Source organism: Pseudonocardia sp. DR1-2, assembly GCF_023717215.1.
In the GTDB taxonomy this organism is placed as follows: Bacteria; Actinomycetota; Actinomycetes; order Mycobacteriales; family Pseudonocardiaceae; genus Pseudonocardia; species Pseudonocardia alni.
The window spans coordinates 64,123-88,620 of sequence record NZ_JAMQOF010000004.1 but is presented as its reverse complement, the minus strand read 5'-3'; the positions used below and the strand labels follow the sequence as shown (position 1 = coordinate 88,620).

At 74.9% G+C, this 24,498-nt stretch carries 17 protein-coding genes; 5 read left to right on the top strand and 12 right to left on the bottom strand.

The window, feature by feature from the left end; all coding sequences use genetic code 11:
• Positions 1 to 25 precede the first annotated feature (25 nt).
• The 3 genes from ND486_RS12640 to ND486_RS12630 form a co-directional block, all read right to left on the bottom strand.
• Positions 26 to 5,047 carry a SpoIIE family protein phosphatase gene (locus ND486_RS12640; protein WP_251784506.1) on the bottom strand — a complete coding sequence of 1,674 codons (5,022 nt, stop codon included), beginning with the start codon at positions 5,045 to 5,047 and terminating at the stop codon, positions 26 to 28.
• A gap of 274 nt (positions 5,048 to 5,321) precedes the next feature.
• Positions 5,322 to 6,170 (bottom strand): hypothetical protein, encoded by an 849-nt coding sequence (locus ND486_RS12635; protein WP_251784505.1) that lies wholly within the window; start codon positions 6,168 to 6,170, stop codon positions 5,322 to 5,324.
• Positions 6,171 to 6,288: 118 nt separating this feature from the next.
• A complete protein-coding gene (locus ND486_RS12630) occupies positions 6,289 to 7,383 on the bottom strand; it encodes a hypothetical protein (RefSeq protein ID WP_251784504.1) in 1,095 nt (364 codons plus the stop codon).
• Between the two features lie 312 nt (positions 7,384 to 7,695).
• On the opposite strand from ND486_RS12630, the gene ND486_RS12625 reads away from it, so the two are divergent.
• The 4 genes from ND486_RS12625 to ND486_RS12610 all read left to right on the top strand — a co-directional run bounded on the left by ND486_RS12625 (position 7,696) and on the right by ND486_RS12610 (position 12,003).
• Positions 7,696 to 7,899 carry a hypothetical protein gene (locus ND486_RS12625; protein ID WP_139282678.1) on the top strand — a complete coding sequence of 68 codons (204 nt, stop codon included), beginning with the start codon at positions 7,696 to 7,698 and terminating at the stop codon, positions 7,897 to 7,899.
• A 115-nt stretch (positions 7,900 to 8,014) separates the two neighbouring features.
• The gene (locus ND486_RS12620) at positions 8,015 to 9,418 is read left to right on the top strand and encodes a lyase family protein (RefSeq protein ID WP_251784503.1); all 1,404 of its coding nucleotides are present in this window, start codon (positions 8,015 to 8,017) and stop codon (positions 9,416 to 9,418) included.
• Entirely contained in the window at positions 9,415 to 10,968 is a 1,554-nt protein-coding gene (locus ND486_RS12615) for a DASS family sodium-coupled anion symporter (protein WP_251784502.1), read from the top strand. The genes ND486_RS12620 and ND486_RS12615 overlap by 4 nt, the downstream gene beginning before the upstream one ends.
• A gap of 33 nt (positions 10,969 to 11,001) precedes the next feature.
• Positions 11,002 to 12,003: a LacI family DNA-binding transcriptional regulator gene (locus ND486_RS12610; RefSeq protein ID WP_251784501.1), complete on the top strand. Its 1,002-nt coding sequence runs from the start codon at positions 11,002 to 11,004 to the stop codon at positions 12,001 to 12,003.
• Here ND486_RS12610 and ND486_RS12605 read toward each other — a convergent pair.
• From ND486_RS12605 to ND486_RS12565, 9 genes are all read right to left on the bottom strand, one after another.
• Positions 11,981 to 16,021, bottom strand: a complete 4,041-nt coding sequence (locus ND486_RS12605) for a Pls/PosA family non-ribosomal peptide synthetase (RefSeq protein WP_251784500.1) — start codon at positions 16,019 to 16,021, stop codon at positions 11,981 to 11,983. The genes ND486_RS12610 and ND486_RS12605 overlap by 23 nt on opposite strands.
• A gap of 497 nt (positions 16,022 to 16,518) precedes the next feature.
• Positions 16,519 to 16,953: a hypothetical protein gene (locus ND486_RS12600; protein ID WP_251784499.1), complete on the bottom strand. Its 435-nt coding sequence runs from the start codon at positions 16,951 to 16,953 to the stop codon at positions 16,519 to 16,521.
• Positions 16,954 to 17,054: 101 nt separating this feature from the next.
• Positions 17,055 to 17,954 carry an alpha/beta hydrolase gene (locus tag ND486_RS12595; RefSeq protein ID WP_251784498.1) on the bottom strand — a complete coding sequence of 300 codons (900 nt, stop codon included), beginning with the start codon at positions 17,952 to 17,954 and terminating at the stop codon, positions 17,055 to 17,057.
• Positions 17,941 to 18,987, bottom strand: a complete 1,047-nt coding sequence (locus tag ND486_RS12590; protein WP_251784497.1) for a helix-turn-helix domain-containing protein — start codon at positions 18,985 to 18,987, stop codon at positions 17,941 to 17,943. The genes ND486_RS12595 and ND486_RS12590 overlap by 14 nt, the downstream gene beginning before the upstream one ends.
• Positions 18,988 to 19,083: 96 nt before the next feature.
• A complete protein-coding gene (locus ND486_RS12585) occupies positions 19,084 to 19,368 on the bottom strand; it encodes a muconolactone Delta-isomerase family protein (protein WP_178375327.1) in 285 nt (94 codons plus the stop codon).
• Entirely contained in the window at positions 19,368 to 20,207 is an 840-nt protein-coding gene (gene catA, locus ND486_RS12580; RefSeq protein WP_224402942.1) for a catechol 1,2-dioxygenase, read from the bottom strand. The genes ND486_RS12585 and catA overlap by 1 nt, the downstream gene beginning before the upstream one ends.
• Before the next feature lie 26 nt (positions 20,208 to 20,233).
• Positions 20,234 to 21,337, bottom strand: a complete 1,104-nt coding sequence (locus tag ND486_RS12575) for an enolase C-terminal domain-like protein (protein ID WP_251784496.1) — start codon at positions 21,335 to 21,337, stop codon at positions 20,234 to 20,236.
• Positions 21,334 to 22,254 (bottom strand): LysR family transcriptional regulator, encoded by a 921-nt coding sequence (locus ND486_RS12570; RefSeq protein WP_251784495.1) that lies wholly within the window; start codon positions 22,252 to 22,254, stop codon positions 21,334 to 21,336. The genes ND486_RS12575 and ND486_RS12570 overlap by 4 nt, the downstream gene beginning before the upstream one ends.
• Before the next feature lie 110 nt (positions 22,255 to 22,364).
• Positions 22,365 to 23,555 (bottom strand): FAD-dependent monooxygenase, encoded by a 1,191-nt coding sequence (locus ND486_RS12565; protein ID WP_251784494.1) that lies wholly within the window; start codon positions 23,553 to 23,555, stop codon positions 22,365 to 22,367.
• A gap of 166 nt (positions 23,556 to 23,721) precedes the next feature.
• On the opposite strand from ND486_RS12565, the gene ND486_RS12560 reads away from it, so the two are divergent.
• A complete protein-coding gene (locus tag ND486_RS12560) occupies positions 23,722 to 24,438 on the top strand; it encodes an alpha/beta fold hydrolase (RefSeq protein ID WP_251784493.1) in 717 nt (238 codons plus the stop codon).
• Positions 24,439 to 24,498 lie beyond the last annotated feature (60 nt).

The window sequence follows — 24,498 nt, the reverse complement described above, 5'->3', positions numbered from 1 at the left end:
GCTGTGTGCCGGGCCGCCGGGGCCCTCACCCCAGGAGCGTGAGCAGCCCGGAGAGCTCCAGCGCGTGCCGCGCCGGGCCCGGCGGCACCTCGACCCGCAGCCGGTGCCCGCGGGCGCCCGCCCGGTCGGCGGCCTCGGCGAGCAGGGCGGCGCCGTTGCTCGCGACGTAGGTCGGCCCGTCGAGGACGAGGAGCACCGGCCCGGCGGCGACCAGCTCCAGGAGCCGGTCGCGGATCTCGGCGGCCCCGGCGAGGTCGAGGTCGCCGGCCAGGGTGAGGCGGCGGGCGTCGCCGCTGCGGCCGTCGTCGTGCAGCTCGGTGCGCCGGCGTCCGGGGGAGGGCCGTACGGGCGGCGCGGGCTGCTGCGCCACGGCGGGCGTGCGCGGGTCCGGGGTGATCTGCATGCGCACCACGGTGCCCCCGCCCGCCGTGTCGATCTCGGCGGTGGTGGCGATGGCGCGGATCATCTGCAGGCCGCGCCCGCGGTAGCCGGGGTCGGGCGGCGGCGGCCGCCAGCGGCCGGTGTCGGCGACCCGGGCCCAGACGCCGTCGTGCGGGGTGTAGCCGAGGCGCAGGTGCACCTCGCCGGGCGGGTCGAACTCGGCGTAGCCGTGCTCGACGCTGTTGGCGGCGGCCTCGTCGATCGCGCGGACCAGGTCGTCGCCGAGGTCCTCGCCCAGGCCCACGTGGCCGGCCCAGCGCCGGACCCGGCGGCGCATCGCCGGCAGTTCCCGGGCGGACCCGGGGACGGTGAGGTCGATGTCGGGCGGGAGGACGCGGACGCAGACCAGCGCGGCGTCGTCGGTGTGGGCGGCCCCGGCCAGGGCCCGGCCGACGATCTGGTCGGCGAACTGCTCGGGCGGCAGCCCCGCGACCTCGGCGGCGATCCGGGCCAGCCGGTCCAGCCCCTCGTCGACGACCTCGCCGCGGCGCTCGACGAGCCCGTCGGTGTAGAGGACCAGCGTCTGCCCGGCCGCGATCGGGGCGACACCCTCGCCGAAGGGCGGCCGGCCGCGGACGCCGAGGACGGGGTTGTGGCCGCCCGCGAGGTAACGGCTGCCGTTCTCGTCGACCACCAGCACGGGCAGGTGCCCGGCCCGCGCCCAGCGCAGCTCCCCGCGGCCGGGGTCGACGACCACGCAGGCCGCCGTCGAGTAGCGGGCACCGGGGATCCAGGTCGCGAACTCGTCCAGCAGCTCCAGCGCGGACGCGGGGTCGCGGCCCTGCCGGACGGCGCCGGAGAGCACGGTCCGCAGCTGGGCCATCACCGCGGCCGCCGCGACGCCCTGTCCGACGACGTCGCCCACCGACAGCCCGACCCGCCCGTCGCCGAGGTCGACGACGTCGTACCAGTCGCCGCCGGCCTCGGTGCCCGCGGCGCCGGCCTGGTAGCGCACCGCGATCTCCACGGTGTCGAGGTCGGGCAGCCGGGTGGGTAGCAGCGTGCGCTGCAGGGTGTGGGCCACCTCCCGCTCGGCGCGGTAGAGCCGGGCGCGTTCGAGCGCCTGCGCGGCCGGGTCGGTCAGCGCGAGCAGGGTGGCGCGCTCGTTCGGGGTGAGCGGGCGCGGGGTCCCGAACGCGACCGCGATGACGCCGACGGTGCGGGCGGCGGTGACCAGCGGGAGGGTGAAGACGGTCGCGTGGCCGAGGCCGTCGAGCAGGGTGGCGGTCTCCGGGTGGCGCTCCCGCCAGTCGGTGCCCGGTTCCAGCCACAGCGCGCGGGCCTGGCGGGCGGTCACCGCCGCCGGCACCGGCGAGGTCAGCGGCACCTCGCGCCACGCCTGCGGGTCGGCGACGCCGTGCAGGGCCAGTGCCCGCAGCTGCTGCCCGGCCGGGTCGAGCTCGTAGACCGCGATCCGGCAGGTGCCGAGCAGCGCCGTCAGGTGGGTGACGACGGTCCGGGCGACCTCGGTCGGGTCGGCGGCGGCCGACAGCTGCGCGGTGGCCCGCTGCAGCAGCGCCAGCCGGTCGGCGTTGGCCCGCTCGTCGGCGAGCAGCAGCGCGTTGTCGAGCGCGAGCGCGGCCCGGTCGGCGAGCTCGGTGACGAGCTCGATGTCGTCAGGGGTGTACGGCGTGGTCCGCGGGCCCCGGACCAGCACCAGGACAGCCAGCGTCCGGCCGCGCGCGGACAGCGGCACCCCGACCGCGGAGCGTGCGGGGATCGAGGAGCCGGGGACCATCGCGCCGGGGGCGGTGTCGTCCCACAGGACGGCGGTGCCGGTGTCGAGGACCCGGAGGCCGAACGAGGTCTCGGCGGAGCGCTCGTCGAGCGCCTCCTCGGTCGCGGCGTCCGGACCGTACCGGGCGACGCGGACGAGCTGCCCGGCGTCGTCGACGCGGCGGACCGTGCACACGTCGGCCAGCCGGGTCTCGACGAGCAGCGCGGTCAGCCGCCGCAGCCGGTCGTCGACGCCGTCGGAGCCGTCCAGCTCCCGGCTGAGCCGGGCGAGCAGGGTCTGGCGTTCGGACTCGCGGTACCGGGCGTTGATGTCGGTGCCGCTGCCCACCCAGCCGGTGACCGTCCCGTCGGTGCCGGTGTGCAGCGGGACGGCGTGCTCGAGGATCCAGCGGAAGGCGCCGTCGGCGCGGCGGAGCCGGTACTCGATCTGCCAGCCCGTCCCGGAGGCGAGCGCCGGGGTCACGCGGTCGCGGTAGCGCTGCCGGTCCTGGGGGTGCAGCCCGTCGGTCCAGCCGTCGCCGAGGTCCGCGGGGACGTCCCGGCCGGTGAACTCCTGCCAGCCGGAGTTGACGTAGGTCCGCGCGCCGTCCGGGTCCGCGACCCAGATCAGGGCCGGGGCCAGGTCGGCCATGGCGGTGAACCGGGCCTCGGCGTCGCGGCGGACCCGGCCCAGCTTCAGGTGGGCGTTGACCCGGGCCACGAGCTCGGCCGCGGAGAAGGGCTTGACCAGGTAATCGTCCGCGCCGGCGCCGAGGCCCTCGATCGCGGCCTCCTCACCGGCCCGGGCGGAGAGCAGCAGGACGGGCACCCCGGCCGTACGACGGTCGCCGCGCAGCGCCGCGAGCAGCTCCATGCCGTCGAGGACCGGCATCATGATGTCGGTGACGACCAGGTCCGGCGGGCGTTCCCGGGCCGCGGTCAGCGCGGACTTCCCGTCCTCGACGAGCTGGACCTCGTAGCGGTCGGCCAGCAGCCGCTGCAGGTACTCGCGCATGTCGGCGTTGTCGTCGGCGACGAGGATCCGGCCCGCGGAGGCCGGTGCATCCGGGCCCGCCCCGTCCACGACGACGGGCGCCGGTGCCGGGCCGGGCAGCCAGCGCAGCGCCTCGCCGACGAACGCCTCCGAGGTCGCGGTCGGTGCGCCGCCCGACGCCGTGTCGGTGACGCGGTCCGGGTCGAGGTGGGCGGTGCCGGTCGGGATCCGGACGGTGAACGTGGTGCCCGCGCCCGCGGTGCTCGCCGCGGTGATCGTCCCCCCGTGCAGGGTGACCAGCTCGCGGGTCATGGCGAGCCCGATGCCCGACCCCTCGGTCGAGCGGGCGCGGGCGCCGGCGATGCGGTGGAACCGCTCGAACAGCCGGGGCAGCTCCTCGGCCGCGATCCCGGCCCCGGTGTCGGCGACGGTCAGCTCGACCGCGTCGTCGCCGTCGGCGCGCAGGGTGACCGCGACGCGGCCGTCCAGGGTGAACTTCAGAGCGTTGGACAGCAGGTTGAGGACGACCTTCTCCCAGGACTCCCGGTCGACGTGGACCGGCCCGGGCAGCGGCGGGCAGTCCACCGTGTAGTCCAGCCCGGCGCGCTCCATCGCCGACCGGAACAGGCTGGTCAGCTCGGTGGTGAAGGCGGCGAGGTCGGTCGGCTCGAACGTGGCGCGCAGCCGCCCGGCCTGCAGCCGGGAGAAGTCGAGCAGCGTGGTGACCAGCCGCCCGAGGCGCAGCGCGTTGCGGTGCACGACGTCGAGCTCCGCGGCGAGCCGGTCGGGCCCCGGCGGGTCGTCGCGCAGCTGCTCGACCGGTCCCATGATGAGCGTCAGGGGCGTGCGGAACTCGTGGCTGACGTTCGAGAAGAAGTCGGTCTTGGCGCGGTCGAGCTCGGCGAGCGCCTCGGCCCGCCGGCGCTCGGCCTCGTAGGCGCCCGCGGCGACCAGCGCGGCCCCGACCTGGCCCGCCAGGAGGTCGACGAAGGCCCGGTAGCGCTCGTCGAAGATCCGGAACGGGTTCAGCCCGACGACCAGCGCCCCCCGGATCCGGGTCTCGCCCTGCGCCCCGGCGAGCGGGACCAGCACGGCGTGCGACGGCGGCCGATCCCAGGCGCCGTGGGGCAGGCCCGGCAGGCGGGAGGCCAGGTCCTCGACGACCGCGGTGCCGCCTTCGCGCACCGGGTCGAGCGGCCAGCCGGCCGGGTCGGCACCGGGCGCGTCGGCCGCGATGCCCGTGGAGCCGGCGAGCCGGGTCCCGCCGTCCTCGGTGAACTCGTAGACGAGCCCGAACGGCACGTCCTGCGGGTTGCCTGCCAGCGCGCGCCCGACCGCGGCGTACACCTGCGCCCCGGTGCGGGTCGGCCCCAGGTCGGCGGCGAGGTCGCGCAGCGTCTGCATGCGGCGTTCGCTGAGCACGCGGTCGGTGTTCTCGGTGACCACGCACAGCATCCCGGCGACGGCGCCGTCCTCGTGCAACGGGCTGTAGGAGAAGGTGTGGTAGGTCTCCTCGGGGTAGCCGCTGCGTTCGAGGAACAGCAGGAGGTCCTCGTCCCAGGTGGCCCCACCGCCGGCGAGCACCGACCCGATCAGCGGGCTGACGTCGTCCCAGACCTCGGCCCACACCTCGCGCGCGGATCGGCCGAGCGCCCACGGGTGCTTGTCGCGCAACGTGTCGCGCCGGTAGGCGTCGTTGTAGAACATCGTGAGGTCCGGGCCCCACGCCATCCACATCGAGAACCGGGAGTCGAGCAGCATCCGGACGACGCTGCGCAGGTCCGGTGACCAGCGCTCGGGCGGGCCGAGCGGGTGGGAGGACCAGTCGTGGGCCGCCATCGCGGCGTGGACGAGGTCGGACTGCGTGCTCTCGACCGCGTCGTCGTCGCCGCGCATGAACCACCTCCTCGGCCCCGTCGGGCGGCCGTGGAAAATCTAGCCGACACCGTCCGGACGTGCGCCACTCATCGCCGAGGCGAGACATCGTCCGCGGCACCGTCGTCCGGCTCGCGGCCCGCCCGAGGTCCGCGGAGCCGCTCGGCGGCCGACGACCTGCGGCTCCACCACGAGGTGACCGTGGCCGAGGGGGACGACACCGGGTTCGTCGACGTCGGGTGTCACGACCGGACGGGGTTGTTGCGGGCGGTGGGGGCGTAGCGGCCGGGCCCGCTCAGCTGCCGTCCCAGCCGCAGATCTCACCGGTGCCGGCGTTGCGGGTGGGCTCGTCGGGGTCGGCCGGGAGCGTGGTGCCGTAGGGGCAGGGCTTGAGGCCGTGGACGCCGACCGTGCCGTCGTGGGCCACACCGCGGCCGGTGGCCGGGTCGGTGCAGGGGTAGCCCTCCGCTGGACGGTCGAGGGTGCCCGCGGTGCAACCGGTGGGTGCGGTCCAGGTCGGTCCGGCCACCGGTGGCGTCGTGCTCCGAGGCGTGGCGGCGGCGGACGTGTCCTCGCGCCACGGGCCGTCGATGCTGAGCAGGCCCGCGCCGGTGCCGGTGTCGGCCGCGTACCAGCCGAACGTGACGGAGGTCCCGTCCGCGGCGAACCGGAACGAGTCCGATCGCTTCGTGGGGGCGGTCCGCAGCGCCGCCAGGACGTCGCGACGGACGGCGGCGTTGTCGAGGTACTGCTCGGTGGCGATCCAGTCGTCCGAGCCGGTCACGCTGTAGGCGGCCCGGACCGGGTCGAGGTCCCCGGTGTCGAGCGCGGTGTGGACGGTCCGCACGGACTTCGCGATGTCGGCGGGTAACGGTGTGCCACCCGTGTCGACGAGCACGGGACCGGGCTCCGGAGCCGGCGTCGGGCGTGCCGCCGGGGCGACGACGACCGCGGGGACCGGCGCGGCGGCGGCCACGACCGCCGGAACCGGCGCGCCGTCACCGCGTCCGGCCTCGTAGGCCAGCAGCGCCGTGGAGGCGAGCAGCGAGGTCAGTACCGCAGTGGCGGCGACCGCGCGCAGCCCGGTCCTGCGTCGGGCGGGTCGCCCGGCCCACGTGGCGGTGTGTCCGTGACGATTGTTCACTGCGGCCCCCGATGGACGACGTCTACTACGCCGTCTGTCGTAGCGGGGGCTCGGATGTGAGCAGGACCGGCGGCACTTCCTCAGAACTGGGGAGGGCGTCGTGTCCGGGGAACTCGGATCACGCCGGATCCGCCGAGGCGAACCGCAGATCGGCCAGGACGTCGCGGTAGCCCTCCTCCCCGGCCGCGGCGAGGGCGTGATGAACGGTCTCGAGCAGGGCGACGGTGGCATCGGGGTGCGTCACCGCGGCGAGGGCGGGCAGAGCCATCGCCTGGGCGAGAGTCGGCGCGCGACGCTCGTCGGGGGAGGTGACGACCGTGCACGGGACCTTCGGGGTGGCGGCCAGGGCCGCGAGCGCGGTGCTCTCGTCGAGGAACACCCCCGGCAGCGGAGCCTGACCGAGGCGGGGGAGGACGTCGCCGATCCAGGCGACCCGGTCCAGACCCGTGCCGGCGATGGTGCGGTGCGCGGTCCGGAGGGCCAGCCCGCGCTGCCGGTCCGGCGGCAGTGACGTGAGGTGGTCGGCGAGGTCGTCGTCGACGAGGGCGAGCGTGTACGCGAACTCGATCGAACCGAGTGGTCCGGGCGCTCGCTGCCCGGCCCGACGGAGGTTGAGCTCGATGGCCCGCTGCCGGGCGTGCTCGGGGTCGCGGGCCCGGTCGTCCGCCCGTTGGCTCGGTGTCCGGGTCGGTGACGGGAGCCCAGCGGCGTTGTCGTGCCAGTGGCGCGCGATCTCGCTCCCGGTGCGCACCACCCGGTCGGGTTCGGCCGGGGCGGGCCAGAACTGCAGGAGGTAGTCGTCGAGCGCGGAGGCGTCGTCGATCCGGCAGTCCATGGCACGGGCGGCGTCCATCCCGTCGGCGCAGTAGCGGACCCGGTAGAAGCCGGGAGGGAGACCGAGGTCGGCGTGGTCGTCGACGAAGCCCGAGAACAGGCCCACGGGCCCGCGGGTGATCGGGAACGACACCTCGACGACATCCGGGGCGTCCGGCACCGGTGGCGCGGTCTCGTGCAGCTCGACGGTGACCGGAACGTTCCCGGTGTGCAGGCCTGTGATGAGGAAGAGCTGCCCGCGTTCGGCTGCACCACACAACCCGTTGCGTTGCCCCGCGAAGCAGTCGTCCATCGTCCAGCCCTCAACCGGTTCGGTACCGGTGCCGAGGTGGAACTGGTTGTAGCCGACATGCTTCTCGCCACGGAACAGGGTCTGCACCGCACGAGTCTGTCGGACTCCGAGGCGCGGGTCTGCCCTGGACCTGGCCGCCGACCTGGAACGGGCGCTGCCCTGGGCGGACCGCCGCCCCGGGACCGTCGTCGGCCGACCGGGGGAGATCCCGACCGGACCACCGCCGGCGCGCCCACGACCACCTCGGTAGGAGCACCTCCGTGGTGACCGGGCGGTCGTGGTCGCGCCCGCCGGGACACTGCCGGACCGGCTGGTGGACCGGCGTCGACGCCGGGGGCGGTCCCGCGTGTCGGACCGGCCACGCCGAGGGCGGCCGGGCGCCCTCGGTAGGCTCGGGTCATGTCCGGAGCGACCGTGAACGACCCCATCGCCGAGCTCATCGCGTGCCGGGACTGCGGCCAGGACTGCCTGCTGCAGGTCGCGGACCTCTGCGCGGACTGCATCGCCCGGATCGGGACCGCCGCCGACGACGCCGACTACCGCGCCTGGCGGACGGAGAACGAGCGCCGCGTGGTGACCGGGGAGCTGACCGGCGCGATCTGACCGCCCCGCGACGCGGGTCGGCCCGGCCTCTTGACGGGACATGGAATCGATCCCATAGTGGAATGCATTCCACACGCCGCCGTGAGGTGGCGCGACGCAGCGCCCTGGAGGTTCGATGACGACCCCGACCGCCGGACGGTCCCCGTTCTCCCTGCTCACGCATCTGGCCGGAGACGCGGAACAGCTCGCGATCTTCTCGGAGGACTCGGCCGTCGAGAGCTGGCTCGCGACCGAGCGCGCGCTGGCGGCGGCGCAGGCCGAGCTCGGCGTCATCACCGCCGACGACGCGGCGGCCGTCGTCTCCGCGGCGCGGGCGTCGAACATCGACCGTGAGACGCTGTGGAGGACCGCCCGCAACGTCGGCTACCCGATCCTCGGCCTGGTCCGCGAGGTCTGCGGCGCGCTGCCGCCCGGCCCGGACGGACGCGTCCACTACGGCGCCACCACCCAGGACATCATGGACACCGGCCAGGCGCTGCAGCTCGCGCGCTCGCTCGCCGCGCTCGACCGGCGGCTGGCCGAGGTCGGCGACGCCCTCGCGGAGCGGGTCGCCGAGCACGCCGGCACCGTCATGGCCGCCCGGACCCACGCCCAGCAGGCCGTCCCCACCACCTTCGGCGCGACCCTCGGCACGCTGCTGGCCCAGTTCGCCCGCCAGCGTGAACGCCTCGCGCAGGCAGCGCCGCGGATCGCCCTGGTCTCGCTGTTCGGTGCGGGCGGGACCGCGGCGGCGCTCGGTCCGCGCTCCGCGGAGACGAGGGCCGCCGTGGCCGGGAAGCTGGGTCTGCACCACACCGACGTGCCCTGGCACGTCGACCGTGACGGGGTCGCCGAGTTCGGCTGGCTCTGCGCGACGATCACCGCCACCTGCGCCAAGCTCGCCCGCAACGTCGTCGACCTGTCCCGCACCGAGATCGGCGAGGTCTTCGAGCCGTTCGAGAGCCACCGTGGCGCCTCCTCGACCATGCCGCAGAAGGTCAACCCGATCTCCTCGGAGATCGTGATCGGGCTGACCGGGACCACCGGGGCCCTCGCCTCGTCGCTGCCACGCCTGCAGGAGTCCGGCCACGAGCGGGCCGCGGGGGAGTGGCAGATCGAGTGGCAGGTGATCCCGCAGCTGGCCGTACTGGCCGGCACCGCCCTGAGCGAGACGCTCGTCGTCGTGCGGGGCATGCGGGTGGACACCGCACGCATGCGGGCCAACCTGGAGCAGGACGGCGGACTGGTCATGGCCGAGGCCCAGATGATCTCCCTCGCCGCGGCGATGGGACGTGAGCACGCCCACGACCTCGTCTACGAGGCCGCGGCGCGGGCCCGTCGTGACGGGCGCACCCTCGCGTCGGTACTGCCCGAGGTCGCCGCCGAGCAGGGGAGGGCGGACCTGCTGCCCGACCCGCTGGTCACCGCGGACGACTACGTGGGCGAGGCCGCCGCGATCGCCGACGCCGCCGTCGCCACCTGGAAGTCCACCGCGGGCCCGCAGCTGGTGACCACGCCGCTGTCGGAGCTGGCGTCGTGAGCGCCCCGACGGCCGGACCCGCCGTCACGACCACCGAGGGCGACGCCGAGGGACCGGAGAACCGCTTCGACCGTGTCCGCAGCCGGGTCGGCGCCTGGGCCGTCGTCCCGATCATGCTGGCCGCGCTGCTGCTGCCCGACCTGCCGGTCGAGCAGCGCGGGATGCTCGCCGTGCTCGGCTTCGTCGTCCTGCTCTGGATCTGCGAGACCATCCCGATCGCGGCCACCGCGCTGATCGGCATCGCGCTGCTGGTGCTGCTCGGCGTCGGCACCCCGGCCGAGGTGTTCGGGGCCTTCGGGTCGCCGACCGTCTTCCTCGTCATCGGCGCGTTCCTGCTGGCCCGGGCCATGACGGTGCACGGGCTCGACCGCCGCTTCGCGCTGCGGGTGCTGTCGCTGCCCGGCATCGGGAACAGCACCTACCGCACCGCGCTCGCGTTCGGCGTCGTCGCGATGCTGCTCGCCACCCTCGTGTCGGCCTCGGCCACCGCGGCCATGCTGCTGCCGATCGGCGTCGGCGTCGTGCGGACGGTCGGCGACCTCATCCAGGAGCAGAACCCGCAGGTCCGCGACCACCGCACCCGCTTCTCCTGCATGCTCATGCTCGCCATCGCCTACGGCGCGGGGGTCGGGTCGGTCCTGACACCGATCACCGGCATCGCCAACGTGATCGGCCGCGGTGCCGTCGAGGAGATGACCGGCTACCAGATCCCGCTGTTCGACTGGCTGACCATGTCGGCGCCGTACGTGCTGGTGCTCGGCGTCGTCATGTTCACCACGCTGGTGCTGCTCAACCGGCCGGAGACCCGGCGGATCCCGGGCGGTCAGGAGCACTTCCGGGCCGCGCACGGTGCGCTCGGCGCGATGAGCCGCGGGGAGCGGAACGTCCTGTGGATCTTCCTGGTGACGGTGGTGCTGTGGGTGGTGCCGTCGCTGCTCGACACCGTCGGTCTCGTCACCCCGGACACGCTGCTCGCGACCGTGCTGGACCGCTTCAACGAGGGCGCGGTCGTGGTCGCGACGGCCGGGCTGCTGTTCTTCCTGCCCGCCGGCGCCGGGGAGCGGACGCTGACCTGGCCGGACGCGTCCCGCATCGACTGGGGCACCGTCGTCCTGGTCGGGGTCGGGCTCACCATCGGCCGGATGATGAGCCGGACCGGCCTCGCCGACACCGTCGGTGCCGCGGTCGCCTCGGTCACCGGGGTGGACTCGCTGCTCCTGCTGTGCCTGGTGGCGGTCGTGCTCGGCATGGCCATCTCGGAGACGACGAGCAACACCGCCTCGGTCGGCATCGTCGTACCGATCGTCGTGCCGATCGCCGTCGCCATCGGGGTGGACCCGCTCATCCCGGCGATGGCCGCGATCTTCGGGGGCAACGCCGGCGCGATGCTGCCGGTCTCCACCCCGCCGAACGCGATCGTCTACGGCTCCGGCTACGTCCCCATGATCCGCATGATCCGCACCGGGGTCGTCGCGGACCTCGCCACCATCCCGCTGATCCTGCTCGCCACCGTCGGGATCGGCTCGATGATCGGGCTCGCCCTGCCCTGAGCCCGCCGGCCCCGGTGGGTAGGTTCGACCCCCGTGAGCACCCTCGCGGACGTCGCCCGGCTCGCCGGGGTCGGCACCGGCACGGCGTCCCGCGCGATCAGCGGGAACGGCTACGTCGACCCGGACACCCGCAGGAAGGTCCTCGACGCCGCGGCCGAGCTCGGCTACCGCCGCAACGCCGCCGCCCGGGCCCTGCGCGAGCGGCGCAGCAGGGTCGTCGGCCTGGTGCTGCCCGACCTGCACAATGAGTTCTACACCGCCAGTGCCGCCGTCCTGCAGGCCGACCTGCACGCCGCCGGCTACCAGCTGCTCGTCCTGGCGACCGGCAACGACCCGTCCGGCGAGCGGGCGGCCTGGGAGACCCTGCTCGACCGGCAGGTCGACGGGGTCGTCCACGTGCCCGTCGATCCCGACGGGACCGCGCCGCCCGGTCTCCCCGTGGTCCAGCTGAACCGTCACACCCGCGACACGACCGCGAGCGCCGTCGTCAGCGACGACGTCGCGGGCGTCGCCGACCTGACCCGCGGGGTCCTCGACGCCGGGCACACCGACGTCGTCGCGATCGTGGGGGCGACGCAGCTGTCCACCAGCGCCGAACGCCTCGCCGGGTTCCGCCGCGCCGCGGAGGACGCGGGCCTCGTCGAGGACGGCACCGACGGTCCCCGCTTCCGCGTGCTGGTCACCGAGTTCAGCGCCGACGGGGGCGCCGCCGCGATGCGGCGGCTCGGTGACGACCTGCCCTCCGCCGTCGTCGCCCTCAGCAGCCGGCTGGTCATGGGCGTGCTGCGCTGGGCGGGGGAGGGCGGCGTGCGGATCCCGGAGGACATGTCGCTCGCGGGTCTCGGCGACCCGGAGTGGTTCGCGATCTGGCGCCCGGCGATCACCACGTTCGCACCACCGCTGGCCGACATGGGCCGGCACGCCGCGCGACGGCTGATCGCCGCGATGTCCGGCGAGGAGCCGGAGACCGGCATCCTGCGGCTGGCCGGCGAGGTGCGGACCCGCGGGTCGGTCAGCACCCGCCGGCGACGGTGACGGGTGCCGCCGGGTTCCCGGCCCAGACCCCGCCCGCGCCGACGCGCTCGCCCTTCATGAGGAACGAGTCCGGGGCCAGCACGGCACCGTCGCCGACGACCGTGTCGTAGTGGACGAACACCCCGGCGCCGAGCACGCAGCCGTCGCCGATCCGGATGTGGTCGGCCTTGAAGACGCCGTCCTCCATCGAGTGCGCCTGCAGGATCGCCCCGGCGCCGAGCACGGTGTCGTCGCCGATCGCGACCAGGGTCTTCTCGCTGATCGCGGCGCCGTCGTCGAACACGCGGCGGCCGACCCGGACCCCGAGCAGCCGCCAGACCAGCGGCTTGAGCGGGGTGCCGTCGAGCAGCGACGGCTGGATGCTCAGCTTCCAGAAGCGCTCGTGCCACCAGAAGTAGCGGTCGTAGATCGAGCAGTGCTGCGGCCGCAGCCGCCGGAACCCGGTCACCGCCCTCTCGACGAGCACGGTGAGGGTCAGGTCGGCGAGCCCGCCGGCCAGGACGCCACCGACGATCGCGAGCGGGCCCGCGGCGGCCAGAAGGCCCGCCGCCACCAGCCCGACGGTCAGCAGCACGTGCAGCCGCACCCAGGTGACCAGCAGGAACAGCGCCATCGTGGCGAGGTTGTGCCGGTCCTTCGCGGCGAGCCTGCGGCGCAGCCGTGCACCGGTGACGGCGAGGCGCGGGTCCTCGGGGCGGGCCCGGGGGATCTCGAACGCGGGGGACCCGAGCAGGCCGACGTCGCGTCGCAGCGGTCCGTCGGTGGGGATCATCGTCTTCGTGCCGACCAGACAGCCGTCGCCGATCCGGTCGCCCGCCGGGACGGTCAGGACGTTGCCGAGGAAGCAGTCCGCGCCGAGGCTGACCGGCACGGTCCGGAACGAGGTGCTGGTGAACTCGGCGGTCCGCAGGAACACCCCGTCGGAGAGCATCGTGTTCGGGCCGATCGCGACCAGGTTCGGCAGCTCGTGGGCGATGTCGGCGCCGACGTTCGACCCGGTCTGGCCGCCACGGGCGATCCGGTAGCCGATCCGGCGCAGGTAGCCGACGACGAACGAGCTGTCCCCGAACAGCTGCACGAACAGCGGCACGTTGCTCAGCCGCGCGACCGTGCGGTGGCACCAGTAGGCGGCGCCGTAGAGACGGTGCACCCGGCCGGGACGCAGCAGCGGCCACAGCAGCCGCGGCACCAGGGTGACCACCAGCAGCCCGGTGACCAGCGCGGCGGCGCCCACACCCAGCGACAGCCCGAGTCCGAGCGGGGACAGCGCCAGGGCGAGCAGCTCGCCGGGGCCGCGCCCGTCGACCAGTGCGGTGACCCGCGGCCCGTCGCCCAGCACGGCGACGGCCAGGGTCACCACGGCGGGCCCGACCAGGAACAGGTTGAGCAGCTGGACGGTCGCGAACAGCGCCCGGCGGGCGGTCGGGCAGCGGGCCGGCTCCGGGCCGCGGAAGTCCGACGTCGTCGCGACGGCCGGTGAGCCGTGCGCCCGGGTGCCGTCGGGGATCCGGGCACCCCGCGGCAGCGACGACGCGTGCCCCAGCTGGGCGTCGTCGCCGACGACGGTGTCGATGTCGAGGACCGTCGCGTCGGACACGACCGCGCCGCGGCCGATCGTCACCGGCCCGGTGACGATCCGGCCGCGCTCCACCCGGTAGCCGGTGAACGAGCTGCGCGACCGGACGACCGCGCCGTCGCCGATGGAGAGCAGGTCGGTGCAGACCGGGACGGTCCGGGAGAACACGACGGCGCCGCGCCCCACCCGGGCGCCGAGCGCGCGCAGGTGCAGCAGATAGAGCGGGGACCCGGCGAACAGCACCATCGGGCTGGTCCGCACCAGCGTGGCGACGACCCAGAACCGCAGGTGCGCCGCGCTCCACAACGGGATCTCCCCGGCCCGCCAGCGCCCGACGAGCAACCACTTCGCCAGCACCGGCACGACCGTGAGCAGCAGGAACGTCGCGGCGAGCGCGGTGCCGGACCGCTCGAACAGGTCGAGCAGGCCGGTGGCGAGGTCCATCCACTCGATGTCGGCCCAGGCGACCACGGCGCCCGCGGCGAGGCCGAGCAGCAGCAGGACCAGCTGCACGGTCCCGCACAGCAGGTGCCGCGCCCGGCCCACCGGGGGCGGCGCGGCGGGGGCGGCGGCCGGCGCAGCGCCGACGGTGCCGGGCCCGGACCCGTCGAGCAGCGTGGCGAGCGAGCGCACCGTCGGGTGCTGGTAGAGCACCCGCATCCCGACCGGGCAGGTCGGCCCGCGCCGGTCGCGGACCAGCGCCGCGAACTGGGCGAGCGCGAGGGAGTCGGCGCGCAGGTCGTCGACCAGGTGGCTCTCCACGGACACCTCGGTGAGCCCGAGGGACTCCCCGAGCAGCGCCGCGAGCTCGGCCTCGGTCGGCGTCGCCGGTGCGACGACCGGCGACGCCGACGCCGTGCCCCGGCCGCTCGGTGCGGGCAGCGCCGTCCGGTCGACCTTGCCGCTGGTCGTGGTGGGCAGGGCGGGCAGGTGCTCGTAGAAGGCGGGGACCATGTGCGCGGGCAGCCGTGACCGCAGCCCGGCGGCCACCTCGTGGTCGTCGATGCGCAGGCCGGGGCCGGTGCAGTAGTAGGCGACCAGCTCGGGCACCGAGGGCCGCACCTCGTGCACGGTCACCGCGGCGGCGGCGATGCCGGGCAGGTCGGCGAGCACCGACTCGATCTCGGAGAGCTCGACCCGGAACCCGCGGATCTTGACCTGGCCGTCGGCCCGGCCGACGAAGCCCAGCCCCTCGGGGTCGGCCCGCACGAGGTCGCCGCTGCGGTAGGCCCGCTGCGGACCGAGCGCGGGGACGGGGGAGAACCTGTCGCGGTCCTTGTCGCGGTCCAGGTAGCGGGCGGTGCCGACGCCGGCGATCAGCAGCTCGCCGACCTCACCGGCCCCGACCGGCACGCCCGTCGCCGGGTCGACGACGGCGAGCTGCCACCCCGCGAGCGGCAGTCCGATGCGGACGGGGCCGTCCCCGGTCAGCCGGGCGGCGCAGGACACCACGGTGGCCTCGGTGGGGCCGTAGGTGTTCCAGACCTCCGGGCAGGCCCGGGCCAGCCGGTGCGCCAGCGGCTCCGGGCAGGCCTCGCCGCCGAGGATCAGCAGCCGGACCGCGCGGAGCTGCTCGGCGGTCCACAGTGCCGCCAGCGTCGGCACGGTCGAGACGACGGTGATCCCCAGGTCGACCAGCCGGTCCCCGAACTCGGCGCCGGAGCGCACAAGCGCGCGCGGCGCCGGCACCAGGCAGGCACCGTGCCGCCAGGCCAGCCACATCTCCTCGCAGGAGGCGTCGAAGGCGACCGACAGTCCGGCGAGGACCCGGTCGCCCGGGCCGAGCGGACGGCCCCGGGCGAACAGGCGCGCCTCGGCGTCGACGAACGCGGCGGCGCTGCGGTGGGTGACCGCGACGCCCTTGGGTGTGCCGGTGGAGCCGGAGGTGAAGATGACCCAGGCGTCGTCGCGGACGTCCGGGCCGCGCGAGGGGATGCGGCGCGCGTGCACCGGCCCGGGCACGATCCGCCCGCCGGCCTCGACCACGGCGCACACCGCGGCCTCGGTGAACACGGTGCGGGCGCGCTCGTGCGGGTCGTCGGCGTCGACCGGGACGTAGGCGGCGCCGCGGCGCAGGACCGCGAGGATCGCCACGTACAGGTCCGGGGTGCCCGACGGCACCCGGATGCCGACGCGGTCGCCGCGGCCGACCCCGCAGGCGGCGAGCCGGGCGGCGGTCCGCTCGACCGCCGCCCTCAGCCCGGCGTAGTCGAGCCGGACCCCGCCGGTGTCCAGCGCCGGGGCGTGCGGGTGGTCGGCGACGGTGCGGGTGAAGACGTCCCACAGCGTGCGGGGCGGGGAGGGCGGGGCGCCGGTCAGGACGCTCCCGTGGACCGCGTGCCGCCCCGGCGCCGCGGGCGTACGGACGGTGACCCCGCCGAACGGGACCCGCGGCGGGGAGCCCGGACGCAGGGGAATCGTGCCGGGACCGAACTGCGACACCGAGGCCCTCCAGAAACGTCGTCGAACGGCCGGAGACTAACCGGTGGAATGAACACCCCCGACTCGGGTGTGTCCTTTCCCGTTCGACGGGGCGCGGAAGGTCATGCATTCTTCAACCGATGTCCACCGGTCCGGTGGATCCGGCGTTTTACCTGTTCGTTGCCGGTCCTTAGGGGAGTCCCATACCGCGCCGACCGCTGCCGCAGCGGTACCCGACACCATTCCTGTGGTTCTCCGTCCGCCGGTCGACGAACGCGTCGTCCCGTACGGTGGACGTGGGTACCCCTCGGCGCGAACGGGAATGGCGTCGCCCCGTTCCGGTAAAGGAATGGTCAGGAATCGTCCCGGAATGCGCGTGGTCACCGGTCGTGGCCGACGGTCACCCCGTCGGTGGTGGGCCGGGACCGGCAGGTCCGTGCTCCACCCGGCCGGTGCCGCGGACCGCACGGCCGCTCCGCGGCGTCCTCGACGGCGCCGCCCGGCCGGGCGGACCGGGGTCAGACCCGGCTGAGGACGTCGAACCCGGTCGTGACGACGCCGTCGCCGACGCAGCGCTGGATGTGCGGCCGCGCGACGCCGATCGCGGCGACCCCCGGCACCGAGCCGCCCGCACCGAGCAGTGCCCGCCCGGCGGCCCGCAGGACCGCCGCGCCCCGGCGCCGGTGCCCGTCGCGGGGCGCGACCACCGACAGGCACACGCGCTGGCACACCGTGCCGTCGGCCGCGGCACGCGGCGGCGACCAGGTCAGGGACAGCACGTCCTCGGTCGCGCGCGCGGGCACCGCGTACGACCCGCCGATCCCCGGCAGCGCGACGACGGTCGCGAAGGTGACACCGAGCCGGGTGAGGGCCGGGTCCCCGGCGAGCAGCAGCAGGGTCTGGTCGCGGGCGAACTCGGCGGGTCCGACGAGCTGCAGATCCGGCTGGATCATCGGGCCTCCGGGGACGGTCGTCGCTGTGTCCCCGACCGTAGGACGCCCCACCTCAGCCCGCGGACAGCCCTGGGGAAGCCGACGGTAAAAACGGGCCGGGCTCAGCCGAGCAGGTGCTCGCCGAACCAGTCCCGGGCCGGGTGCCCGGAGGCGGTGAAGCCGTCGACGTAGGCGTCGAAGTGGCCGCCGGGAAGGATTTCCAGGCGCTTGGGCTCACGGGCCCGCTCGTAGGCGTTGATGGCCAGGTGGGTCGGGGTGAGCACGTCGTTGCGGGCCGGGAGCAGCAGCAGCGGGGTCGGGCTGATCTGCGCGATGTAGTCCACCGGGTTGTACTCGGCGAGCATCTCGACGCTGCGCAGCGTCACCTCGTTGCGCCAGTTCGGGGCGCGCAGCTCGTGGGTCCGGGTGAACCAGGTCCACGAGTCCGGGGTGGGCAGCGCCGACGGGGCCAGCGGGTCCTCGGCGACGACTGGCACCATCGCCGGGTCCTTGCCGTGGAAGCGGTCGAGGCGGTCGGCGTCGAACTGGGCGCGGAACCCGTCGAGGAAGTCCGCGCGGACCAGTGCCCGCAGGTTGTCGTACCCGCTGACCAGCGGCACCTGGGCGACGACGGCCTTCACCCTGCGGTCGATCGCCGCGACGACGAGCACGTGCCCGCCCGAGTAGCTCGACCCCCACACCCCGATCCGGTCGGCGTCGGTCTCCGGCAGGGTGGTGGCGTAGGTGATGGCGTGCCGGTAGTCGCGGACCTGCGCCCACGGGTCGATCTCCTGGCGGGGCGTGCCGTCGCTGTCGCCGAAGTTGCGGTTGTCGTAGACCAGCGCGTTGAGGCCCGCCGCGGCGAACAGCTCGGCGTAGCGGTCGAGGTACATCTCCTTGACCGCGGAGTAGCCGTGGGCCATGACGACCGTCGGCGCCGGACCGCCCGCGCCCTCGGCCTCCTGGAACCAGCCGCGCAGTGTCACGCCCTCGGCGTCGAACTCCACATCACGACGGGCCATGGTGCCCTCCTCGGGGTCGGTGGTCGCGTGTGACCCCAGTCTCGCCGCCGCCGTCGCCGGGACCTTGAACCGTCGTGACAGGTCCTTGGACCTGCGTGTCACGGGCGCGCTCGCGCCAGGCGCTGGGGGAGGTGCCGTAGGCGGCCTTGAACGAGCGGCTGAAGTGGCTGGTGTCGGAGAAGCCCCAGCGGTGCGCGATCGCCGAGACCGGCCGGTCGGTGTCGGCGAGCTCGGTCCGGGCCCGGGCCAGCCGCCGCACCCGGACCACCTCGCCCACGGAGCGGCCGTCGGCGCTGTAGACCCGGTGGACGGTGCGGACCGACACCCCGTGCGCCGCCGCGATCTCCCGGGGCGAGACCCCGGCGGGCAGGTGGCGGTCGATCCAGCGGTCCATCCGGGCCCGCAGCGCCGGGCGGACCGCGTCGGTCCCGGGGAGCCCGGTGTCCGACCGCAGTGCGCCCGCGACCAGCTCCAGTGTCGCGTTCCGCGCGGCCCGGACCGCGCCGCGGTCCAGCTCGGCCACGGTGTCGGCGAGCGTGCCCAGGTAGGAGACCAGCAGCCGCGTCGCGGGCCGGGACCCGTCGAGCACGGCCGCGCCCCGGGACAGCGAGCGGCCGTCGACCTCCTCCAGTGCGGCGCGCGGGATCACCAGGCTGCGTTTCACCAGCCGCTCCCACACGGTGAACGTCGCGGGACGGGTGCTGTCCCAGGTGACGGCGTCCCCCGGCCGCAGACAGCGCTCCGTCGCGTCCTGGCCGACCGTCTCGCGCCCGGCGAGGGTCATCAGCACGACGACGAACTCGCCGTCGGTCCCGGCGATCTGCCGCCGGGAGCGGCGGCCCGAGCAGGGGCTGCAGGTGCAGTCGACCAGCGCGAGGTCGTCGATCCAGGCCCGGCGGGCGGTCGCCCGGAACCCCTGCGCCGGCGGCGCGACCGACCAGGGCAGGTGCGTCGCGGACAGCATCCGCTCCCAGGCCCCGGTCGTGTCCGGGTCCGCCGGGGAGGTCGAGAACAGCTCGTGGTCCTGCGGCACCGGCCCGCCCCCGTCCGATCGCGTCCTCGCGTCGAGCGGGGTCAGCCTAGGACCGCCGGGACGCCCGTCACCAGGCCCGGACGCCCCGGCGGGGGCTCAGGCGTGGATGTCCGACGGGTGCGTGGCCAGCGGGGTCACCTGCATCGTCATGTAGGGGAACAGCGGCAGGCCCCACAGGATCTCGTGGAGCTGCTCGTTGTCGCGCACCTCGAAGATCGACAGGTTGGCGTACTCGCCGACGCAGCGCCAGATGCTCACCCACTCACCCGAGCGCTGCCACTGCTGCGACCAGGCCTTCTCCCGCGCCAGCAGGTCGGCCCTGGCGTCGGCGTCCATGTCGGCGGGGAGATCGACCTCCATCCGGACGGCGAAGCGGGCCATCAGGCGGGGTCCAGCGCGAAGTCGTAGGTGACCTCGTTGCCGGTGCCGTCGGCGGCCGGGCCGGGCCGCAGGACCAGCTCCGGCTTGACGGCCTGGGCGACGTCGTCGGTGACGTAGTCGCCGCCGTCGAAGTACAGCTGGGTGGTGACCAGCTGCTTCCCGGGTGCGGACACCTTGAGGTGCAGGTGCGCGGGGCGCCACGGGTGCCAGCCGGCCGCGGTGATGAACGCACCGGTCGAGCCGTCGGTCGGGATCTGGTACGGCGCGGGCTGCATGGTGTGGAACGCGAAACGCCCGTCGGCGCCGGTGTGGACGACCGCGCGCAGGTTCCACTCGGGGATGCCCGGGGCGAACTGGGAGTAGTAGCCCTCGTCGTCGGCGTGCCAGAGATCGACCGTCGCGCCGGCGACCGGGGTGCCGTCGAGGTCGGTGACGGTGCCCTGGAACAGCAGCGGGGTGCCCTTCTCGTCGGGACGCATCGGCATCGCGGACCCGGACTCGATGACCGGGGCGCCCGGCACGTAGTACGGGCCCTCGATGGTGCCGACGGCGCCGCGGCGGTCGGCGTTGGCGACCTCCTCGACGACGTGCTCGACGAACACGTCGAGGAACAGCGGCCACTCGCCGTCGGCGCCGACCTGGATCAGCCACGCCTTGAGCGCGTCGTACTCGGCGTAGGTCACCTCGTGCTTGCGGATGACCTCGTGCAGGGCCTGCAGGGTGTCGGTGGCGATGGCGGACACCCGGGCCGGGTCGGCGGCGGCGCCGGTGCGCTCCTTCCTCGCGAAGGTGGCGGTGGCGTTCGCGCCGGAGCCGGCGGCGGTGGCGGTCTCGGACATGTCTCTCTCCTGTGGTGGGGCGGTGCTCAGGTGTCGGTGCGGTAGTGGGCGAGCTTGTCGGGGTCGACGTCGACGCCGATCCCGGGCCCGCCGGGGACGCGCAGCTCGCCGCCGCTGATCCGCAGCGGCTCGGTGAGCAGGTCGTCGCTCATGTCGAGGTAGTTCGACAGCTCCCCGGCGCGGGTGCTGGTGTGGCGGTGCGCCGCGCCGAAGGCGACCGTGCAGGCGGTGCCGAGCTGACCGTCGATCTGGTTGCCCATGACCACCTCGGTGCCGAGTCCCTCGCACAGGTGCAGCACCCGCTGCGAGCCGGTGAACCCGGTCCGCGCGGTCTTGATGCTGATCATGGTGGCGGCGCCGTCGAGCAGCTCGCGGGTCACCTCGCCGGGCCGGGTGGCGGACTCGTCGGCGACGGTCGGGACGGTGGTGCGGGCGGTGAGCCAGCGTCGCCCGAGCACCTGGTCGGCGGGCATGAGCTCCTCGGACAGGGTCAGGCCGAGGTCGGCCATCTCGTCCAGGGCCCGGGCCGCCTCCGACGCGGTCCAGCCGCGGTTGCCGTCGACATAGAGCTCCACGTCGGGGCCCAGCGCCTCGCGCAGCGCCCGGCAGGCGCCGGTGTCCAGCGCGACGGGGCGGCGGCCGACCTTGACCTTGAAGGTGGTGACGCCGTGCTCGTCGCGCATCCGCTGCGCCTCGGCGACCATCACGTCGTCGGGGGCGAAGCCGACCATGTGCGAGACCCGCATCCGGTCGGTGTATCCGCCGAGCAGCTCGGAGACGCCGACGCCGAGCCGGCGCCCGATGACGTCCCAGACGGCCATGTCGATCGCGGCCTTCGCGGTGGGGTTGCCGATCGTGCGGTCCAGGACGGCGTGGATGCGTTCCCGTTCGAACACGCTCAGGCCCACGATCTCCGGGGCGAACACGGTGTCGACCACCGCGCGGATGGAGGCCTGGGTCTCGCCGTAGGTGTAGGGGCGGGGCGGGGCCTCGGCGACGCCGACGACGCCGTCCTCGGCGTGCACCCGCACCAGCACGTGGTCGGCGGTGTGCACCTCGCCGGAGGCGAACCGCAGCGGTTTGCGGTAGGGCACGGCGAACGGGATCGCCTCGACGGCCACGATCTTCACTGCGGTCCTCCGGGGACGGTGGCGGGGCGGGGGTCCAGCTCGTGGGCGCGCTCGGCGAGTACGTCGAGCAGCCGGACGAGGGCGGGGGAGTCGTCGTCGGTGCGCCAGGCCAGGGCCAGGTCGACGCGCAGCTCGCGGTCCAGGTCGGCGTAGACCACGCCCTCGGTGCCCAGGGCGCGCACCGACTCGGGCAGCAGCGCGACCCCGGCACCGGCGGCGACGTGGGTGAGCAGGATGGGGGTGTCGCGGGCCTCGGTGCGGCGCCGCGGGAGGAACCCGGAGTCCAGGCAGCCCTGGGTGGCGACCGAGTCGACCACCGACCCGGGTGCGCCGTAGGCGACGAAGTCGTCGCCGCGCAGCTCGGCCAGCGCGACCGTCCCGGCCCCGGCGAGCCGGTGCGTGGCCGGCAGCGCCGCGAGGAGCCGTTCCTGGGCGATCGGGCGGACCGACATCTCCGGGCGCACCACCGGCGGGCGCAGCACGGCGAGGTCGATGCGGCGCTCGTCGAGCGCGTCCTCCTGGGCCGCGGTGAGGAGCCCGGGCAGGAACCGCAGCGAGACGCCCGGCATCCGGCGGGCGGCGACCCGGGCCAGCCGCGGCAGCAGCCGGTAGGCGGCGAGGTCGGTGGCACCGACGGTCACCACGCCCTCGGTGCCCGCGGCGATCTGCTCGACGCGGCGGCGCGCGTCCTCGACGCCGGCGAGGATCCGCCGTGCGTCCTCCAGCAGCGAGGTCCCCGCCGGGGTCAGGTCGACCCGGCGGGTGGTGCGCTCGAACAGGGTGGCGCCGACCTGGCTCTCCAGCTGGCGGATGGCCTGGGAGAGCGGGGACTGGGCCATGTGCAGCCGCTCGGCGGCGCGGCCGAAGTGCCGCGTCTCCGCGACCGCCACGAAGTAGCGGAGCTGCCGCAGGTCCATTCCCGTCACCTCCCTCGCATCCGGCGCGTCACCTGACGGTAGGCGGGTGACTCTGTAGACACAAAGACCGGAAAAGGCCCGATTCAGAGATGGAGCAGCTGAATCTCGGGTCAGGCCGGTACGGGCCGGGTGTCGGCCCGCGCGTCGACGCCGTGGATCCAGGTCAACCACGGGTCGAGCCCGGTCAGCCCCGCGTTGCGGGCGTCGGCCGCCGGGCCGTCGGGCAGGTGCAGCAGCCCGCTGGTGACCAGCGAGCTGCGCTGGATCGACCGGGTCCGCGCCCGGCGCAGCCGCTGGTAGCGGTCGAACACCGCGGTGTGACCGCCGTCGAGCGCACCGGGGGCGGCGAGCAGGTCGGCGAGCACCGCCGCGTCCTCGATGGACTGGTTCGCGCCCTGACCGTGGTGCGGCAGCATCGTGTGCACGGCGTCGCCGAGCAGGACGACGCGGCCGCGGGACCAGCGCGTCATCGGGGGAAGCGTGTACAGCGGCCAGCGCGGGGACTGCGGCACCGCCGTCAGCATCTGCACGACGCCCGGGGACCAGCCGTCGAAGGCCCGCGCCAGGGTGCCGGGGTCGGTCTCGGTCGGCCCGGTCTCGCCCGTCCACGGGTCGGGGCCCTCCAGCACCGCGAAGAAGTTGATCTGCTCGGCGTGCGGGCCGATCGCGTAGTGCAGCACGTGCGCGTCCGGGCCCATCCAGAACTGGATCGCGCCGGGGTCGGGCAGCAGCGGGGCGTCGGCGACGTCGACGATCCCGCGGAAGGCCGACGTCCCGGTGTAGCGGGGGCGGGCCGCGGGGTCGACGACCGAGCGCACCCGGGAGTGCACCCCGTCCGCACCGACGACGACCGAGCCCCGGACGCGCTCCCCGGAGGCGAGGGTGACCGTCCCGTCCGGGTCGACCGCGGTCACCTCGCAGCCGAGTCGCACCATCCCGGCGGGGCAGGCGCCGGCGAGGACCCGCTGGAACTCGGCGCGGTGGATGCCCAGGTAGGGGGCGCCGAAGCGGCGCCGGTAGCTGCCGTCGGAGCCGACCGGGAAGGCGGTCACCCGCTCGTCGTCGCGCCAGCCGCGGTGGATGAGCTCGGTCGGCTGGGCGGACACCTTCTCCAGTTCGCCCAGCAGGCCGAGCTCGTCCAGCGGGCGCAGCCCGTTCGCCGACAGCGCGACGGCCGCGCCGACCTCGCGCAGCTCGGCCGCCCGCTCGAGCACGGTGACCCGGACGCCGCGGGCGTGCAGCGAGAGGGCCAGCGAGAGGCCCCCGATCCCGGCACCGACGATCACCACTGATTCGTCCATGACTCTGATCCTGACACGGATACCGAGGGGGTATTCCTCCACGGATCGTCTCAGTCGGGACCCCTTTCGGCACGACCCGCACGGCCTCTTCTCCGGACCCCGCCGGTCCGCCAGGCTCACCCGCCGGGGGCCGTTGCCCCGTTCCGACCTCGACGAGGAGTGAGCGATGTCCGAGACGTTCGTGCTGGTGACCGGTGCCTGGCACGGGGGCTGGGCCTGGCGCCCGGTCGCCGAGCGGCTGCGTGCGGCGGGACACCGCGTGCTGACCCCCACCCTGCCGGGGCTGCACGACGGTGACGACCCGACCCGCTACCGGCTGTCCGACACCGTGGACGCGGTCGTCGACCTGATCGAGTCGCACGACCTGACCGACGTGACGCTCGTCGGGCACAGCTGGGGTGGCTACGTGATCACCGGTGCCGCGCACCGGGTCTCCTCCCGGCTGCGCAAGCTCGTCTACTGGAGCGCGTTCGTGCCCGCCGCGGGCCGCTCGCTCAACGACGAGGTGCCCCCGCAGTACCGGGAGCTGTTCGCCGGTCAGGCCGCCGCCTCGGGGAACAACTCCGTGGCACTGCCGTTCGAGGTGTGGCAGGGCGCGTTCATGAACGACGCCGACGAGCCGGTCCAGCGCCTGGTGCACGAGCTCCTGGTGCCGCAGCCGCTGCAGTACTTCACCGAGACCGTGGACCCGATCGACCCGGCGACGCTCGGGGTGCCGGTGGCCTACGTGCTCTCGACCGAGGACGTCGCGCTGCCGCCCGGCGAGTACGGCTGGGACCGCTTCCCGCAGCGGCTCGGGGTCACCCCGGTCACCGTGCCGGGCAGCCACGAGGGCTGCTTCACCCGCCCCGACGCCCTGGCCGAGGCACTGCTGAAGGCCTGACCCCCGCCGCCGCGCGCCCCACCCCGCCGTCGCGCACGAACAGGCCCCTCGTACGGAAGG

Coding starts and splice junctions, on each gene's coding strand:
- ND486_RS12640 (WP_251784506.1), bottom strand. CDS start 5,047: ATGCGCGGCGACGACGACGCGGTCGAGAGCACGCAGTCCGACCTCGTC.
- ND486_RS12625 (WP_139282678.1), top strand. CDS start 7,696: ATGTCCGGAGCGACCGTGAACGACCCCATCGCCGAGCTCATCGCGTGC.
- ND486_RS12620 (WP_251784503.1), top strand. CDS start 8,015: ATGACGACCCCGACCGCCGGACGGTCCCCGTTCTCCCTGCTCACGCAT.
- ND486_RS12600 (WP_251784499.1), bottom strand. CDS start 16,953: ATGATCCAGCCGGATCTGCAGCTCGTCGGACCCGCCGAGTTCGCCCGC.
- ND486_RS12595 (WP_251784498.1), bottom strand. CDS start 17,954: ATGGCCCGTCGTGATGTGGAGTTCGACGCCGAGGGCGTGACACTGCGC.
- ND486_RS12585 (WP_178375327.1), bottom strand. CDS start 19,368: ATGGCCCGCTTCGCCGTCCGGATGGAGGTCGATCTCCCCGCCGACATG.
- catA (WP_224402942.1), bottom strand. CDS start 20,207: ATGTCCGAGACCGCCACCGCCGCCGGCTCCGGCGCGAACGCCACCGCC.
- ND486_RS12570 (WP_251784495.1), bottom strand. CDS start 22,254: ATGGACCTGCGGCAGCTCCGCTACTTCGTGGCGGTCGCGGAGACGCGG.
- ND486_RS12565 (WP_251784494.1), bottom strand. CDS start 23,555: ATGGACGAATCAGTGGTGATCGTCGGTGCCGGGATCGGGGGCCTCTCG.
- ND486_RS12560 (WP_251784493.1), top strand. CDS start 23,722: ATGTCCGAGACGTTCGTGCTGGTGACCGGTGCCTGGCACGGGGGCTGG.